This window comes from Mesorhizobium sp. AA22 (assembly GCF_001672375.2).
GTDB classification, from domain to species: Bacteria; Pseudomonadota; Alphaproteobacteria; order Rhizobiales; family Rhizobiaceae; genus Mesorhizobium; species Mesorhizobium wenxiniae.
In genome coordinates this window covers 2113585-2129737 of the sequence record NZ_CP048406.1, presented here as the reverse complement: position 1 = coordinate 2129737, position 16153 = coordinate 2113585, and the positions used below count along the sequence as shown (strand labels likewise).

At 62.8% G+C, this 16153-nt stretch carries 11 protein-coding genes and 1 pseudogene; 3 read left to right on the top strand and 9 right to left on the bottom strand.

Translation table 11 applies throughout. The features are described 5' to 3' along the window. The first annotated feature begins 101 nt into the window (after nucleotides 1-101). Nucleotides 102-781: pseudogene (locus A9K68_RS10475) on the top strand (LysR family transcriptional regulator). Here A9K68_RS10475 and A9K68_RS10470 read toward each other — a convergent pair. The 8 genes from A9K68_RS10470 to A9K68_RS10435 form a co-directional block, all read right to left on the bottom strand. Further along, nucleotides 782-3094, bottom strand: coding sequence for a Tex family protein (locus A9K68_RS10470; RefSeq protein WP_065007565.1), 2313 nt, complete (start codon nucleotides 3092-3094; stop codon nucleotides 782-784). It lies immediately after the preceding pseudogene. A gap of 128 nt (nucleotides 3095-3222) precedes the next feature. Beyond that, nucleotides 3223-4404, bottom strand: coding sequence for a serine hydrolase (locus A9K68_RS10465; RefSeq protein WP_065007566.1), 1182 nt, complete (start codon nucleotides 4402-4404; stop codon nucleotides 3223-3225). Nucleotides 4405-4578: 174 nt separating this feature from the next. Then, the gene (locus A9K68_RS10460) at nucleotides 4579-5775 is read right to left on the bottom strand and encodes a serine hydrolase (RefSeq protein WP_082982297.1); all 1197 of its coding nucleotides are present in this window, start codon (nucleotides 5773-5775) and stop codon (nucleotides 4579-4581) included. 67 nt (nucleotides 5776-5842) lie between these two features. Continuing rightward, nucleotides 5843-6877, bottom strand: coding sequence for an extracellular solute-binding protein (locus A9K68_RS10455; RefSeq protein WP_065007567.1), 1035 nt, complete (start codon nucleotides 6875-6877; stop codon nucleotides 5843-5845). 13 nt (nucleotides 6878-6890) lie between these two features. Continuing rightward, nucleotides 6891-7697, bottom strand: coding sequence for an ABC transporter permease (locus tag A9K68_RS10450; protein WP_065007643.1), 807 nt, complete (start codon nucleotides 7695-7697; stop codon nucleotides 6891-6893). Next, the gene (locus A9K68_RS10445; protein WP_065007568.1) at nucleotides 7690-8610 is read right to left on the bottom strand and encodes an ABC transporter permease; all 921 of its coding nucleotides are present in this window, start codon (nucleotides 8608-8610) and stop codon (nucleotides 7690-7692) included. Before A9K68_RS10445 ends, A9K68_RS10450 begins: the two co-directional genes overlap by 8 nt. After that, entirely contained in the window at nucleotides 8610-9704 is a 1095-nt protein-coding gene (locus A9K68_RS10440) for an ABC transporter ATP-binding protein (RefSeq protein ID WP_065007569.1), read from the bottom strand. The genes A9K68_RS10445 and A9K68_RS10440 overlap by 1 nt, the downstream gene beginning before the upstream one ends. Before the next feature lie 126 nt (nucleotides 9705-9830). Further along, the gene (locus A9K68_RS10435) at nucleotides 9831-11498 is read right to left on the bottom strand and encodes an amidohydrolase (protein WP_065007570.1); all 1668 of its coding nucleotides are present in this window, start codon (nucleotides 11496-11498) and stop codon (nucleotides 9831-9833) included. A 169-nt stretch (nucleotides 11499-11667) separates the two neighbouring features. On the opposite strand from A9K68_RS10435, the gene A9K68_RS10430 reads away from it, so the two are divergent. After that, nucleotides 11668-12699 carry a histone deacetylase family protein gene (locus A9K68_RS10430; RefSeq protein WP_065007571.1) on the top strand — a complete coding sequence of 344 codons (1032 nt, stop codon included), beginning with the start codon at nucleotides 11668-11670 and terminating at the stop codon, nucleotides 12697-12699. A gap of 283 nt (nucleotides 12700-12982) precedes the next feature. Beyond that, complete coding sequence (locus A9K68_RS10425; RefSeq protein ID WP_065007572.1) at nucleotides 12983-14626, top strand: MFS transporter; 1644 nt, start codon at nucleotides 12983-12985, stop codon at nucleotides 14624-14626. An 88-nt stretch (nucleotides 14627-14714) separates the two neighbouring features. On the opposite strand, the gene A9K68_RS10420 is transcribed toward A9K68_RS10425, so the two are convergent. Further along, complete coding sequence (locus A9K68_RS10420) at nucleotides 14715-16136, bottom strand: hypothetical protein (protein WP_065007573.1); 1422 nt, start codon at nucleotides 16134-16136, stop codon at nucleotides 14715-14717. Nucleotides 16137-16153 lie beyond the last annotated feature (17 nt).

Genomic DNA, 16153 nt, shown 5'->3' with positions numbered 1-16153 from the left:
GCCTCGGTCTCCAAATGCGGGGATGCCCGGGCTTATCGGCTTCCAGTTCGAAAAAATCAAACGAAATTGCTTCACCGATCAATGAGCGTTAGTAATGGATCATGAACGTTCAGCGCCGCCTTTTGCCTGGTATCAGCGCCCTTGCCGCCTTCGAGGCGGTGGCCCGGCTGGGCAGCTTTACCGCCGCCGCGCAGGAACTCGATTTGACCCAGGGCGCCGTCAGCCGGCAGATCAGGCTGCTGGAAGACCAGTTCGGCCGGCGGCTGTTTGAACGCGACAGCCGCAATGTCAGGCTGTCAGCGGCAGGCGAGATCTATGCCGAAGCGGTGCGCGCCGCGCTGGGTCAATTGCGCGACGCAGCCCTTGGATTGATGAGCAATCGGCATAGTGGCATCTTGAACCTCGCCATCCTGCCGACCTTCGCGCCATTGCCACACCCGCCGATATCGGTCGCCTGCCGCTGCTGCATATGGCGACACGGCCCGGCGCATGGACCGAGTGGTTCGAGCATCAGGGTTTGAGCGCTCCGACCGGGCCGGGCATGCAGTTCGAGCAATTCGGCACCGCCGCCCAGGCCTGCATGGCCGGGCTCGGCGTGGCGCTGCTGCCGCAGGTCCTCATCTCAGGCGAATTGCAGCGCGGCCAACTCGTGACGGCGCCGGGCCGGCCGATGCAAAGCCGCAGCGCCTATTACCTGGTTGTGCCGCACGACAAGCGCGGCCATCCGCCGGTCGCCAGCTTTCGCGACTGGCTGCTCAGTCGCGTGCCAGTGGTAGGGTGATTACTTCCGCTTTAACGCATCGGCCAATGCGGCGCCGAACGTGCCTTGCTGCGCGGACCGCTCCGGCTGACGCTGCGGCGCCGGCGCGCGCGGCACCGGTCTGTTGCCATTGTCGCGCGGCTTCGGTGTACCGCCGTCACCATCCCGACGCATCGAAAGGCCGATGCGGTTGCGCTTGATGTCGACCTCGACGACACGCACCTTGACCACGTCGCCGGCTTTCACCACCTCATGCGCGTCCTTGACGAAACGGTCGGCCAGTTGCGAGACATGCACCAAGCCGTCCTGATGCACGCCGATATCGATGAAAGCGCCGAACGCCGCGACATTGGTGACAGTGCCTTCCAGCAGCATGCCGGGCTTCAAATCCTTGATGTCGTCGACACCGTCGGCAAAGCTCGCGGTCTTGAAGCCGGGGCGCGGATCGCGGCCGGGCTTTTCCAGTTCCGCCAGGATATCACGCACTGTCGGCAGGCCGAACCGCTCATCGACGAAGACCCGCGGATCGAGCGCCTTGAGAGCGGCACTGTCGCCCATCAGCGAGCGGACGTCGCGTCCGCAGGCGGCGACGATCTTTTTCGCCACGCCATAGGCCTCCGGATGCACGGCCGAGGCATCGAGCGGTTCGGTGCCGTTGGGAATGCGCAGGAAGCCGGCGCATTGCTCGAAGGCCCGCGGTCCGAGCCGCGCCACCTTCAACAGGTCACGACGGCTGGCGAAGGGGCCGGCCGCATCACGGTGAGCGATGATGGCCTCGGCCAGCGATGTGCCAAGACCCGACACCCGCGCCAGAAGCGGCGCCGAGGCGGTGTTGAGGTCGACGCCCACGGCATTGACCGCGTCCTCGACCACCGCTTCCAGGGAGCGGCCGAGCCGGTACTGGTCGACATCGTGCTGATACTGGCCGACGCCTATCGACTTTGGCTCAATCTTGACCAGTTCGGCGAGCGGATCCTGCAGCCGCCGCGCGATCGACACCGCGCCGCGCAGCGACACGTCGAGGCCGGGAAATTCCGCCGCCGCCGTTGCCGAGGCGGAATAGACCGAGGCACCCGCCTCGCTGACGATCACCTTGAGCGGCTTCGGCCCGGACTCGGCAGGCATATCGGACAGCATGTCGGCCACCAGCCTTTCCGTCTCGCGGCTGCCGGTGCCGTTGCCGATGGAAATCAGCTCGACCTTGTGCAGGCGGACGAGCTTTGCGAGTTCGGCTTGCGTGCCGCGCACATCATTCCTTGGCGGAAATGGATAGACCGTCGTCGTCGCCAACAGCTTACCTGTGCCGTCCACCACCGCCACCTTGATGCCGGTGCGGATGCCGGGATCGAGGCCCATGGTGGCGCGCGAGCCGGCCGGGGCAGCGAGCAGCAAATCCTTCAGATTGCGGGCGAAGACATGGATCGCCTCCTCCTCGGCCCGCTCGCGCAGATCTCGCATCAAATCGAGCGTCAGGTGCAGCGACAGCTTTATGCGCCAGGTCCAGCCGGCCACCTCCATCAGCCAGCGATCGCCCGGCAAATGGCGGCCGATGGCGGAGGCGTCGGCAATCATCCGTTCGACCGGCTTCACCGGTGACGCGTCGTCGGCATCGATCTCGATGTCGAGGGACAGCACCTCTTCGTTGCGGCCGCGCAGCATCGCCAGCGCGCGATGACTCGGCACGTGGGCCCATCGCTCGACATGGTCGAAATAGTCGGAGAACTTCGCGCCGGCCTCCTGCTTGCCGTCGACGACGCGCGACCGCATGAAGGCGCGTTCCTTCATGTAGGTCCGCAGTTTGCCGACAAGATCGGCATTCTCGGCGAACTGCTCTGACAGGATATCGCGCGTGCCCTCGAGCGCCGCCTTGGCGTCGGCCACCTCTTCGCCGATGTAGGCCAGCGCCAGTTCGGCGGGCACCGCCGCGCGGTCGGCAAGGATGGCCTCGGCCAGCGGTCCGAGCCCGCGCTCGCGGGCGATCTCGGCCTTGGTCCGGCGCTTCGGCTTGTAGGGCAGATAAATATCTTCGAGTTCCGCCTTGGTGGCGGCCGCTGCGATCTTGGCCTCAAGCTCTTCGGTCAGCTTGCCCTGGTCGCGGATCGAACCAAGGATGGTGTCGCGGCGCGCATCGAGTTCGCGCAGATAGGCGAGCCGCTCGGCAAGCAGGCGCAGCTGCGTGTCGTCCAGACCGCCGGTGACCTCCTTACGGTAGCGCGCCACGAACGGCACCGTCGCGCCTTCGTCCAGCAGGCCGATCGCCGCGGCGGCCTGTTCGGGCCGGGCAGCGATCTCGGCTGCTATGATGGCTGCGATGCGCTTGATGTCGGATGCCATGTCGTTCCTGCTGTCTTGTCGAAAAGAGCGGCGACCATAAGCGCAGAGCGTCGCTCCGCCAACCGCGGCGTTTTCAACCGCGCAATAGGTCCACAGGAAAGCTGCGATGGCGGTCGGCCTGGATAGAGTCAGACCATCCGGCTCAGCGCTTCGAAGAAGGCGACCATATCGACATCGAGCGGCTCGTCGACCGGCTCCGGCTGCGACGACATCTTTGCGATGACGACCTCGACCTTCGGATTGACATAGAGCCACTGGCCGTGGATGCCGATGCCGCAGAAGGCGCCGCTTGCCGCGCCCGTCTGGTACCATTTGTTGCGGTAGCGGCCTTGCGGAAAGAGGAACGCCATCGTGCCACGCTGCCAGGCCTCGCTGTCTCCGCCTGTGCTGACAGTGTCGCGCACCCAGGCTTCCGGCACGATGCGGCGGCCATTGGCCGTGCCGCCTTGCCGCATCATCTCGCCGACCTGCGCCAGATCGCGCGGCGTGACTGAAATGCCGCCGGCCGTGCGGGCGGTGCCCTCGCTGTCTACCGTCACCGACGCTTCGCTCGTTGCACCGAGCGGCAGCCACAATTTCTCGTGCATCAGTTCGGCGAAGCGCTGGCCGGATGCGCGTTCGAGCAGGATGCCGAGCAGGTCGGAATTGGGCGAGCGGTAGCGGAACGTCCGGCCATGCGGCTCGGCAAGGCGCTGCAGCGTCAGGATGAAATCGGCTAGGCTTTCGGTGCCGCCACCCGGATTCCACAGCGTCGCACGGCGATAGCGGGCAAAGGCGCTCTCCGGATCGAGATACGCTTCTTCGAAGTCGAGGCTGATGGTCATGTCGAGCACATGCCGCACGCTGGCGTCGCCATAGGCCGAGCCGGCAGCTTCCGGCAGATAGCGGGTCACCGGCGCCTGCGGATCAAAGATCCCTTCGCCTTCCAGTATGCCGGCCAGGATGGCGGTCAGCGACTTGCTGATCGAGAAGATGATGTGGCGCGCACCGAACTGCATATGCGGTGCGAACCAGTCGCCGACGAATTTGCCGCTTTTCATGATCGTCAGCGCGTCGGTATCGGAACGCCTGAGAAAGGCCGCAACGGTCTCCGGGCCGCCGGCCAGCGCGACCTTTTCCTCAAGCAGCCCACCGAAATCCTGAACCGGTATTTCGCCACTGCCCGGCACGACTGCGAGACGTGCGCTCGGCACCAACTCGCCGACATTCTGGAATGACCACCGGCTGAACGGGCTTTCGCGCCAGTAGTCGAGCAGCACCTGGTTGCGGGCAAAGCCATGTCTGGTCTCGAACGCTGTCTTGCCGGTCATGGTGTTACCTCTCGATTTTTTTTGGAACTTAGAGACTGTTTCGAAATTCGCTCTGGCGAGTCATATGGTGGTGGTTTCGAGAACCGGCGCGCAGCGGACATTTGGGTCCGTGAGCACCGGAAGCGCAGAAAACGCCATCAGATGGCCGCCAGAGTAGAGTTTCCAAACGGTCTCTTAGGCCAGCGCGGCAGCGATCGCGTGGACGGCTTTCATCGTCGCCACCGAATAGGCGATGTCGGTGAAGTCCGGGTAGCTCGAAAGCTTCACCACGACCATTCTCGTGTTCCAGTCGATATGGATCAGCTGCCCGAACACGCCCCGGCACATCAGCGCGCGTGAGCGCGGATCCTCGATCCAGAACTGGTTGCGGTAGCTGCCTTTCGGCAGGCTGGGATTGAAATCCGGCCCATGCCTGCCATTGCGCGTCGCCTCGATCCAGTCGGCCGGCACCACGCCGCCGCCATTGTCGAGGATCAGCTGGCCGAAGCGGCCATAGTCGCGCAGCGTGGCGTTGAAGCCGCCATCGGCCACGGCGTAGCCGGCGCTGTCGACGGTGAAACAGGCGCTTTCATCCGCCCCGAGCTTTTGCCAGAGTTCCTCCGAAACCAGGTGCGCCAGCCGCTTGCCGGTCACCCGCTCCATCATAAAGGCGAGCACGTCGGTCTCGATCGAACGGTATTCGAAGGCAGCGCCATGCGGCCGGCTTGTCTCCTTGAGCCGCAGGATCAATTCGAACATATGCGACGGCCACTCGAAGGTCGGATCGCTGTCCGGCGGCACCGGTTTCCAGCCGCTGGCGACATCGACTTGGCCGATATCGGAATAGCGGTCGGTGTATTCCTCGGAAAAACGCACGCCTGTCGTCATGTCAAGCACGTGCTGCACGCTGGCGCCCGCCCAGCCGGTCCCACCAAGCTCCGGCAGATACGCCGTCACCGGCCTGGCCGGATCGATCAGGCCGCGCCCGACCAGTATGCCGAACACCGAAGCGGTGACCGACTTCGCCATCGACTGCGACAGATGCAGCGTGCGCTCGGCCATGCCGTTGAAATAGCGCTCATAGGCGATTTTGCCGTCCTTGAGCACGAGCAACCCGTCCGTATAGGTTTCGTCGAGCAGCCCGGCCAGGGTCGTCGGTGCGCCCGTGCTGTCGCTCACCGGCAGCGCATCGAGATCGATTTCGGCTCGCTCGAACCGGCGGCGATGGCCATTGCCGCGCCAGACTTCGACGGTCGGCAGAATTTCGCGGATATGCTGGAACGCCCATCGATTCCAGGGTCCCCTGTCCCAGTCGAGCTTCGGAGGCACCATCAGCGGCGGCGAGCCCTGCATGATCGGTGGCACCGGTTCGCTGTTGCGGTAGGATGTCATGAGGTGCGCCCCGGCAAACATGAAAACAGACCCGGCGGCGCCCGCCGCCGGGTCCGTCACGATGCGATTACTTCTGCAGTTCGGTCCATATCCTGGTGTAGAGTGCCTGCACGTCGGGTGCGCAGTTCAGCATGAACTTGCCCTTGTCGGCGAACTCGGCGGGGATGTTGACCTCCGGCGCCGTTTTCATGTCCTCAGGCATGAAGGCTTCAGATCCCTTGATGCCATTGGCGTAGCGCGCGAAAGACGAGATCAGCGCGGCGTTCTCGGGATCCATGATGAAGTTCTGGAACAACTTGGCGTTTTCGACGTTCTTGGCGTCCTTCAGCACCGCGAGATTGTCCATCCAGATCGGATAGCCCTCCTTCGGATAGCCATAGACCATGTCCTTGTTCTGCAGGCGGGCGCGGAAGGACGCGCCGTTCCAGTCGACGCTGGCTGCGAAATCGCCTTTGGCGAACTTCTCGACCGTGCCGTAGTCCATGGAGATCCATTTCGGCTTTGCAGCCACCAGCGCATCGCGCACCTTCTTCAGCACCTCCTTGTCGCCGGTGCAGGGCTCGCCGCCGACATATCTGATGGCGAGATGCATGACATCGGCCATTTCGGGAACGACGTTGACCTTGCCGACCAGTTCCTGCGGCGGGTCCAGGAAGATGGCGGAAGTGTTGGGATCGCCCTTGTAGACGGAGGTGTTGACCGTCACGCCGGTCGTGCCCCACTGCCACGGCACGGTGTATTTGCGGCCCGGGTCGAAAGGAACGTCGACCCATTTCGGGTCCATGTTCTTGAAGTTCTCCATCTTGTTCGGCTCTGTCTCCAAGAGCAGCCCTTCCTGGATCCAGATCGGCACGAAGCTCGCCGAGGGCACCACGATGTCGAAGCCGCTGCCGCCCTGGCGGATTTTGGCCAGCGCAGTGTCGTTGGAATCGTAGTCGGTGACTGTCACCTTGACCTTGTATTTTTCCTCGAATTTCTTGATGAGGTCGGGGCTGGTGTAGTTGCCCCAATTGTAGATGTTGAGTTCGCCATCGGCGCGGGCGAGACCCGCCGAGGCGAACAGCGCGGCGCTGAGCGCCGTCGCAGTCAGTTTCCAATTCATCGTTTCTCTCCTGTCACTCCTGATCCTTTTTCCTGCTGATGAAAAAGAAGACGGTGACGATCACTATCGAGATCAGCAGGAACACCGTCGAAATCGCGTTGATTTCCGGCGTGATAATGCGCCGGAACTGGCCGAGCATGTAGGTCGGCAACGTATCCTGGCCGCCGGACTTGACGAACTCGGTGATGACGACATCATCCAGCGAGATGACGAAGGCCAGCATCAGCCCGGCAAGGATGCCTGGCCACAGCAGCGGAAAGGTGACGCGCCGAAAAGCCTTCCAGGGTGTCGCGTAGAGGTCGGCCGCAGCGATCTCCAACGACAGATCCATGTTCTCGAGCCGCGCCCGGATCGGCAGATAGGCAAAGGGAATGCAAAAGGCAGTATGCGCAGCCATCAGGTAGCCCAGCCCCGAATAGCCGGTCCAGATCTTGATGCGCGAAAAGAAGATCAGCAACGCCACCGCGGTGACGATTTCCGGCACCATCAGCGGCTGGTTGATGAAGGCGTATTTGAAGCCGAGGCCGGGATAGGGTTTCGTTCGGGTCGTAGCGAGTGCAGCCATGGTGGCGACGATCGTGGCAATAGTCGCGGCGACCGAAGCGATCTGCAGCGACCGGATCGAGGCATCGACGACCTGGTCGTTGTTCCAGGCCTGATAGAACCAGCGCAGCGACACGCCTTCCCAGATCGCGATCGAACTGCCTGCGTTGAAGGCATAGACGACAACCGTGACGATCGGCAGGTACAGCGCGAAAAAGCAGATCATCGCGATTGTCGTGAAGCCGGTCTGCCGGCGAATGTCAAAGCGGCTAGCCATGCGCGCCGCCGTGACGCCCGGCGGAGCGGACATAGAAGAGCAGCGCGACCATCACGATTGCCATCAGCGAGAGCGACAGCGCCGAGCCGAGCGGCCAGTTACGGCCTTGCCCGAACTGCAGCTCGATCAGATTGCCGAGCATCATATTCTTCGACCCGCCGAGCACGCGCGGGGTGACGTAGGCGCCCAGCGCCGGGATGAAGACAAGGATCGAGCCGGCGATGATGCCCGGCTTGACCAGCGGGATGATGACCCGCCTCAGCACCTGGAAGCGGTTGGCATAGAGGTCGTAACCCGCCTCGACCAGCCGGAAGTCGATCTTCTCCATGCTGGCATAGAGCGGCAGCACCATCAGCGGCAGATAGACATAGGTCATGCCGACCATCAGCGCGAAATCGGTGAACATCATCTGGATCGGCTGGCTGATGATGCCGAGCTTGATCAGCACCGTGTTGACGATGCCCTCGTTGCGGATCACCTCCTGGATGGCGAAAGTGCGGATCAGCAGATTGGTCCAGAAGGGGATGGTGATCAGGAATAGCCAGACGTTGCGCTGCCGCGCGGGCCGGGTGGCGATGAAATAGGCGGTCGGGAAGCCAAAGAGCAGCGTCAGGATCGTCGTCAGGAACGACAGCTTGGCCGAGCGCCAGAAGATCGACAGATGCGCGTCGGCGAAGGCCAGCGTGTCGTCGAAGATGTCACGCTGCATCAGCACCGACAGCCAGCCGTCCGTGGAGAATTTCCACACCACGTCGCCATAGGGGCCCGGCGTCAGGAACGAATAGATTACGACGATCACCAGCGGGCCGGTCGCCGCCAGAAAGATGATGATCAGTGCCGGCGCTGAAAGCAGCCAGCGATCGCGGATATCTCTGCGTTCGGCTTCCTCGGCGACTTCTTCCGCGCTCGCCATCAGTCCCTCAGCACTTGTGCGGCGTCGTTGCCGATCGAAATGCCGACCTTGTCTCCCCGCTCGAAACCGCAGCCGGCGCTGCGCGTGTTCTGCTGGCGCACCGTGAAGGCCTCGCTGCTGTCCAGGCGAACATGGATGTGCGTGTCGGTGCCGAAATAGACGATGTTTTCGACCGTGCCCGACAGGTCGCCCTTGCCGCTGGTCAGCTTGGCATGTTCCGGCCTGACCACCACGGTGGCATTGTCCTTCGGCTGAAAGCCCTCAGCCACGGTCGCGTCGATCGTCGCGCCGGATTTGAGCGTTGCTCGTGCCTTGCCGTTGGCCATGCCTGATATAGCCGCGGTCAGGAAATTGGTCTCGCCGATGAAGTCGGCGACGAAGCGCTCCGCCGGCTTGTCATAGATATCCCAAGGCGTTCCGACCTGCAGGATCTTGCCCGACGACATCACCGCGATGCGGTCCGACATGGTCAGCGCCTCTTCCTGGTCGTGGGTGACGAAGATGAAGGTGATGCCGGTCTCGTGCTGCAGCCGCTTCAGCTCGATCTGCATGTCCTTGCGCAGCTTGAAGTCGAGCGCCGACAGCGGCTCGTCGAGCAGCAGCACCTTCGGCTGCGGCGCCAGCGCCCGCGCCAGTGCCACGCGCTGCTGCTGTCCGCCCGATATCTGGCTGGTGCGGCGGCCGCTGAGCGCTTCCATTTTGACCAGCTTCAGCATCTCGGCAACCCGCGCCTTCACTTCGGCTTTGGGCTTGCCGAGCATTTCGAGGCCGAAGCCGATGTTCTCGGCCACCGTCATATGCGGGAACAGCGCATAGTTCTGGAACACGGTGTTGACCGGCCGCTTGAACGGGGGCAACGGTGCGATGTCCTGGCCATGCAGCAGGATCTCGCCGGCGCTCGGGAAATCGAAGCCGGCGATCAGCCGCAGGAGCGTTGTCTTCCCGCAGCCGGATGGACCAAGCAGGGTGAAGAACTCATTCTCGCGGATCGACACCGAAACCGTGTCGAGGGCGACCACCTGTGACTCCCCGGTACCGAATACCTTGCGGACGCCACGAACTTCAATTGCACTCTTACCCGGTTGTTCCGGCACGATTACCCCATTCTTGTGTCCGCTCTTCAGGGCGGATCCAGTTCCCACTCGATTGTCAGCACACGGCGCATGGCTTGGCAAGCATACATCTGAATGTCGATTCAGAACGCAATTCCCGTGCCACCGTCAGGCCTGATAAGTGACCTTGCCGCCGCAGATCGTCGTCATCGGCCGCACCGTATGCAGCGCTTCCGGCGCGGTCGCCTCGATGTCGCCTGAGAGCACCACGAGATCAGCCAGAAAGCCTGACTTCAGGCGGCCCTTGCGATGCTCCATGAACTCGGCATAGGCGCCTTCCACTGTATAGCCCGCAAGCGATTCATGCAGCGAGAAACTCTGGTCGGGATCGCTGTTTGCCCATGGTTTGCGCAGCACTGCCGCCTGAATGCCCAGAATCGGATCGATCGGCGAGACCGGCCAATCGGAGGCGAAGACGACGCGCGCGCCGGTATTCTTCAGCGTCCGCCACGCATAGCTCAGAGGCCAGCGGGCAGGCCCGATGCGCGACACCGTTGGTTCCAGCGGCACGCCCATGCTGCCCGGCGGATGCGGTGGCTGCATCGAGGCAATGACTCCAAGCTTTGCGAAACGCGGTACGTCGGCGGCGGTGACCACCTCGATATGCTCGACGCGATGCCGGCTGTCGCGCCTGCCATTCGCCTTTTGCGCTGCTTCGTAGCCGTCGAGCACGGCGCGCACGGCGCCGTCGCCAATCGAGTGCACCGCCATCTGCAGCCCGCGCCTGTCGACGGCCACGGCAAGATCGATGAATTGCTGCGGCGTGAAAAGCGGCTCGCCTATCCAATCCGGACGATCCGCATAGGGCTCGACCATCACCGCCGTCCACGAATCGAGCACGCCGTCATAGAACACCTTGACCATGCCCGACGACAGCCATTCGCCTTGGTAGCGCTCAGCCATCACTGAGGCTTTGTCGAGCATGTCGAGGGTCATGAAATTCTTATAGTGGAATGGCACCTGCACGCGGCACAGCAAGCCGCCTTCGGTCTCGATCTCGGACAGGAGTTCGAGCTGGTGCAAATTGCCGTCCATGTTCTGGATCGACGTGATACCGTGCCTGGCACACCATTCCAAACCGCGGCGCATGATCGCCCGGTCGGAGGCCTGCTCCGCCGGCGTCGGCTTCGGGTCCGGCTCGCCGCCGGTGGCCAGGCCGAGCCGTACGCGATCCTCGCCAGCCAGCGCGATCAGCGGCCCGAAGGCCTCGCTCTCACGTAATTCGCCACTGGCCAGCCCGTCGTCGCCCACGACGATCTCATTGCCGGGACCAAGCCGCTTGCCTCTAAGCAGGCCGGCCAATTCCAGCGCCTTGGTGTTCGCCCACATTGTGTGGTGGTCGGGCGCTGCCATGACGAAGGGCCGGTCCGGCAGGATGCGGTCGAGGTGATGGCGGCTGACCCGCTCAGTCGCCGACAGGATGGTATAGTCGGCGCCTTGCGCCTGCAGGACGGATAGATCCGGCCGCTTTGCTGCATAATGGCGAACTGCATCGCAAAGCGCATCGAAACCGTGGATGCCCATCAGCTGGAGGTGATGGAGCTCGGCCGCGCCGGCGAAAAGATGCATATGCGCTTCGACGAAGCCGGGGACGACCGAGCCGCGCTCGGCGTCGATAACGCGCGTGCCGGGTCCCTTGTGCTCCAGTACGGTCGCGCGATCTGCGATCGCAATGATTTCGCCGTCCCTGATAGCTATGGCTTCGGCGCGGGGAGTATCGGGATCCATCGTCAATATGCTGGCGTTCTCGACGATCAGATCGGCCGATGGCGGCATAATTTTCTCCCGTTTGAGCTTAGGCTAGCAGAGTATTGGCGCCTGGCAAGCCGTCCGCTGCCACTCGCAACAGCGGTCCGGAATGCCTCTTGGCGGCGCTGAAACTCTCTGCCACAAAGCAGTTCGTCAACCACAGATACGCAACTCGAAGAGCGAACCGGCCGGCAGAATGAAGACTGTTTTCTCCCCTCTCCACGCCGGCCATGCCGGGAATTTCGAACTCATTTCAGGCGCCATCGTGCCGGCCTTCGAGAAGCCCTCGCGCGCCGATTTCATCAAGGCGAGGGTGGAGAGCGAAAAGCTCGGCCCGATCCTGCCACCCGAGACCCACGACCTCGCCGCCGCCAGGAGAGTGCATACCAGCGACTACATCGATTTCCTGCCGACCGTATGGCCGCTCTGGGAAGCGTCGGGCCGGACAGGTTCGGCCATCCCCTTCACATGGCCGACGCGCGGCTTGCGCGGCGATGTACGCCCCAGCACCATCGATGCGCTGCTTGGCTTTTACTCCTTCGACGGCGGCGCCACCTTCGTCAAAGGCACCTGGCAGGCGATCAAGTCGTCCTATGACGTGGCGCTGACTGCGGGCGCCTTGGTCAAGGACGGCGAGATATCAGCCTTCGCGCTCTGCCGCCCGCCCGGCCATCATGCCGGCGCTGCCTTCATGGGCGGCTATTGCTACATCAACAACGCCGCGGTTGCCGCGCAATGGTTCCGCGACCAGGGCGCCAAGCGCGTCTCGATCCTCGATGTCGACTACCATCACGGCAACGGCACGCAGGAGATCTTCTACGGCCGCGGCGACGTGCAGGTGCTGAACCTGCATGGCGACCCGATGACCGAATATCCGTTTTTCCTTGGCCATGCCGACGAGCGCGGCTCAGGGCCCGGCGAAGGCTTCAATGTCAACTACCCCATGCCGTTCGGCACCGCATGGGACGCCTGGAATGCTTCGCTGGAGGACGCCTGCGCGAAACTTGCGGCTTACGCTCCCGATGTCGTTGTCGTCTCGCTTGGCGTCGACACGTTCGAGAAGGACCCGATCAGCAAGTTCAAGCTGAAAAGCGGCGACTATCCCAAGATTGGCCGTCGCATCGCCAAGCTCGGCCTGCCCACGCTGTTCGTCATGGAAGGCGGCTATGCCGTCGAGGAAATCGGCATCAACGCCGTCGGCGTGCTGACCGGATTCGAAGATCGGTAATGCATGTCGCCCATAGCCTGCCCCTCGGGCGTTTTGATCCGAGGGTTCGCAGCGGTTTGAGATAACGACATTCGTAAAATTTAGCGGGCCGCCCTCACCGAAGCGCTTCACGCCGCCTGCAAGGGTGGCCGCTGACTTGTTCCAGCGTACGCTATCCTGTTGTTGGACCATGATCTCCTTTGAAAAGGCCTTCGCCCTTTGCGAAGTCATGCTCTACCTTGAAGGAACGGTATGAGGGGATCGATTCTGGAAGAAGGCAGCAGTTGAAGTCGGGGAAGCATCTATGATCGACGACGAGCCGGACAGCGAACGCGTCTCGGCGCTGGCGCCGTTCCGGCACGGCATTTTCCGCGCCGTATGGTCCGCCAGTCTGGTTTCGAATTTCGGTGGCCTGATCCAGGGCGTCGGCGCCGCCTGGATGATGACCACGATCGCCACCTCGTCCTATCAGGTCGCGCTGGTCCAGGCCTCAACCACCTTGCCGATCATGCTGTTTGCGCTCGTTGCCGGTGCCATCGCCGACAGCTTTAACCGGCGCAAGGTCATGCTGATTGCCCAGACCTTCATGCTGGTCGTCTCGGTTCTGCTGACCGTGTTCACCTATCTTGGCTTGATAACGCCGTGGACGCTGCTCGCCTTCGCCTTCCTGATCAACAGCGGCACGGCGCTTTACAACCCGTCATGGCAGGCTTCTGTCGGCGATATGGTGCCGCGCGCCAAGCTGCCGGCTGCCGTCGCGCTCAACTCCTTGGGCTTCAACTTGACGCGCAGCGTCGGCCCGGCGATCGGCGGCATCATCGTTGCCGCCGCAGGTGCTGCAGCGGCTTTTGCCGCCAACGCTTTGAGCTATGTCGGGCTCCTCATCGTGCTTGCCCGCTGGAAGCCGGACCTGCCAGCCTCGACACTGCCGCGCGAGACGCTGGGGGCGGCGATGGGCGCCGGCCTGCGCTACGTCGCCATGTCGCCCAATATCGGCAAGGTGCTGGTCAGGGGTGCGGCTTTCGGCTTCAGCGCCGGCGCGGTTCTGGCGCTGCTGCCGCTGGTGGCGCGCGATGTCGTCAAGGGCGATGCCTTGACCTACGGCATCATGCTCGGTGCGTTCGGTATCGGTGCCGTCGGCGGCGCGCTGATCAGCGTCCGGCTGAGGCAGATCCTGTCCAGCGAGACGATGGTGCGCATGGCATTCGCCGGTTTCGCGCTTTGCGCCTTCGACGCCGCCGTCAGCGACCACGCCTGGCAGACGTCGCTTGGGCTGCTCATCGGCGGCGCCTGCTGGGTGATCGCGCTGTCGCATTTCAACGTCACGGTGCAGATGTCGACGCCGCGCTGGGTGGTCGGCCGGGTGCTCTCGGTCTATCAGACGGCTACCTTCGGCGGCATCGCGCTCGGCAGCTGGGTTTGGGGCGTCGTCGCCGATGCGCATGGCGCCGAATTCGCGCTGATCGCGGCTGCCGTCGCGATGCTGGCGGGCGGCGCGATCGGCCTCTTGCTGCCTTTGCCGCAGCAGGCAGTACTCAACCTCGATCCTACCAACCGTTTCAAGGAGCCGCATCTTGCGCTCGACCTAAAACTGCGCAGCGGCCCTATCGCCATCATGATCGAATACATCATCCGCGAGGAGGACGTGCCGGAATTCCTGGCCACCATGGCCGAACGCGGCCGCATCCGCCGCCGTGACGGCGCCCGCAACTGGACGCTGGCGCGCGATCTCGAAAATCCCGCAATATGGATCGAGCACTATCACACGCCGACATGGCTCGAATACATCCGCCACAACAAGCGGGCCACCCATGCCGACGCCGTTGTCGGCGAGCGCGTACGGGCACTGCACAGCGGCGACGAGCCGCCGCGCGTCCGCCGTATGATCGAGCGTCCGACAACCGCCGGCACGGCGATCGTCATGCCGAAAGGACCGATCGAGCATTAGGCCGTGCCGGTGTGGCCAGTTGAATGAGCACATGACGCTCTAAGCTGATGGCTCACACGTACCCTAATCGGCGCGGCCCACCCGCGCCTTAGGATGCAGCGCGCAGGCTCGTACGGACGCGCCGCCTGCTTGTGGCGCGAGCCTTCTCCGCCACGACACCGGTGATCTCGACCACGCCGTTCTCATGCGGTCTGGCGTTTGTGGCCTTGTGGAGACGCTCATAGGGCAACAGTTCCTTGACCCGAGCATCGAGCAACGCGACTTCGGCTCGCAGATCCTCGCATTCCTGCCTCTGGACATCGAGCTGTATCTGTTCGGATGCCTGCTGCAGGGAAAGCTGCGAAAAATTCGCGCTCACCGTCGAAAGGTGTATCTTGTCGTTTTCGTTCTCCTTTCTGAGAGCGGACAACCTTTCCTCCGCAATTTGCTTTTCGGCCACAGCGTCGCTCCATTGAGCCTTGAGATTGGCGATCTCGCTGGCGGCTTGACTGTTCTCGTTCGAGGCAATTTCCAATCGTGATTGGAGGTTGCGAATTTCAGAACGCAGGCCGCCGATCTCCGTGAAACTACGCGCACGCTCGGCTTCCCTGTCACTTTCCATGATACGGGCCGCTTCCGTCATTTCCGACAGCTTCGCTTGCGCGATATCGAGCGATTTCTGCAGCCGCATCTCCTCTTTCTCGCTCTTGCCGAGCGCAGCCAGCAGTTCCGAAAGTCGCGTCGCATCACTGGCATGAATTGTCGAGAGTTCATCCAGCCTGTGCCGCGCCTCAGCTTCCCGTTTCAGCGCCTTGTCGAGATCGATCGACAGGCTGACATGCTTTTCCCTTAGGATGTCGTTCTCGCGTGCGCATCTGTTGGCCTCGGCCGTTCTGGCCGAAAGCGTTTTGACGAGATCGCCGAACTCCGCTTCGCGTTCTGCGCTCGCATTGCCTGCCACAACGAGTTCCAGCCTTGCTGCAGCCAGCGCACCGCGAAGTGCCTCCTTGTCCTCGACCAGGCTTGTCTCGCGCTGCTGCAGGGCCTCGACAGCACTTTGACGCTCGCGCTGCTTTTTGGTCGCGTCGTGGAGCTGCTCCGACAGCACTCTTTGCTGCGTGGTCAGGCTGACATTTGCCAGTTCCAGTTCATTGGCGCGAAGAATGTCCCCGTGAAGCAGCTTCAGGAATTCGCCTGTCAGATGATGCGAGGTCGCGATCTCCGACAGTTTCGTGTTGATCTCCTCCAGATACTCCCGCGCATCGTCAAAGAGCCCATCAACGGCATTTAACGCAGCCAGTCGGGTTTGTGCGTGGGAAGTCAGCCGTAATGCGATCTCGGGAGTGTCCGCGTCGTCCTCAGGCTGAGAGTTGTCATTCTTTGCCGCGAGATTCTCATCCGGGACGTCATTCAACGGCGATTGGTCGTCTAGCTTGAGACACTCGTCGAACGCATTCGCCAAATCGGCTTCGAGCTCCTTGAACGCTCTGTCCACCTTCTCGGCACGCTTGATCAGACTTTTGATTCTCATGACTGAACATCCCCCTC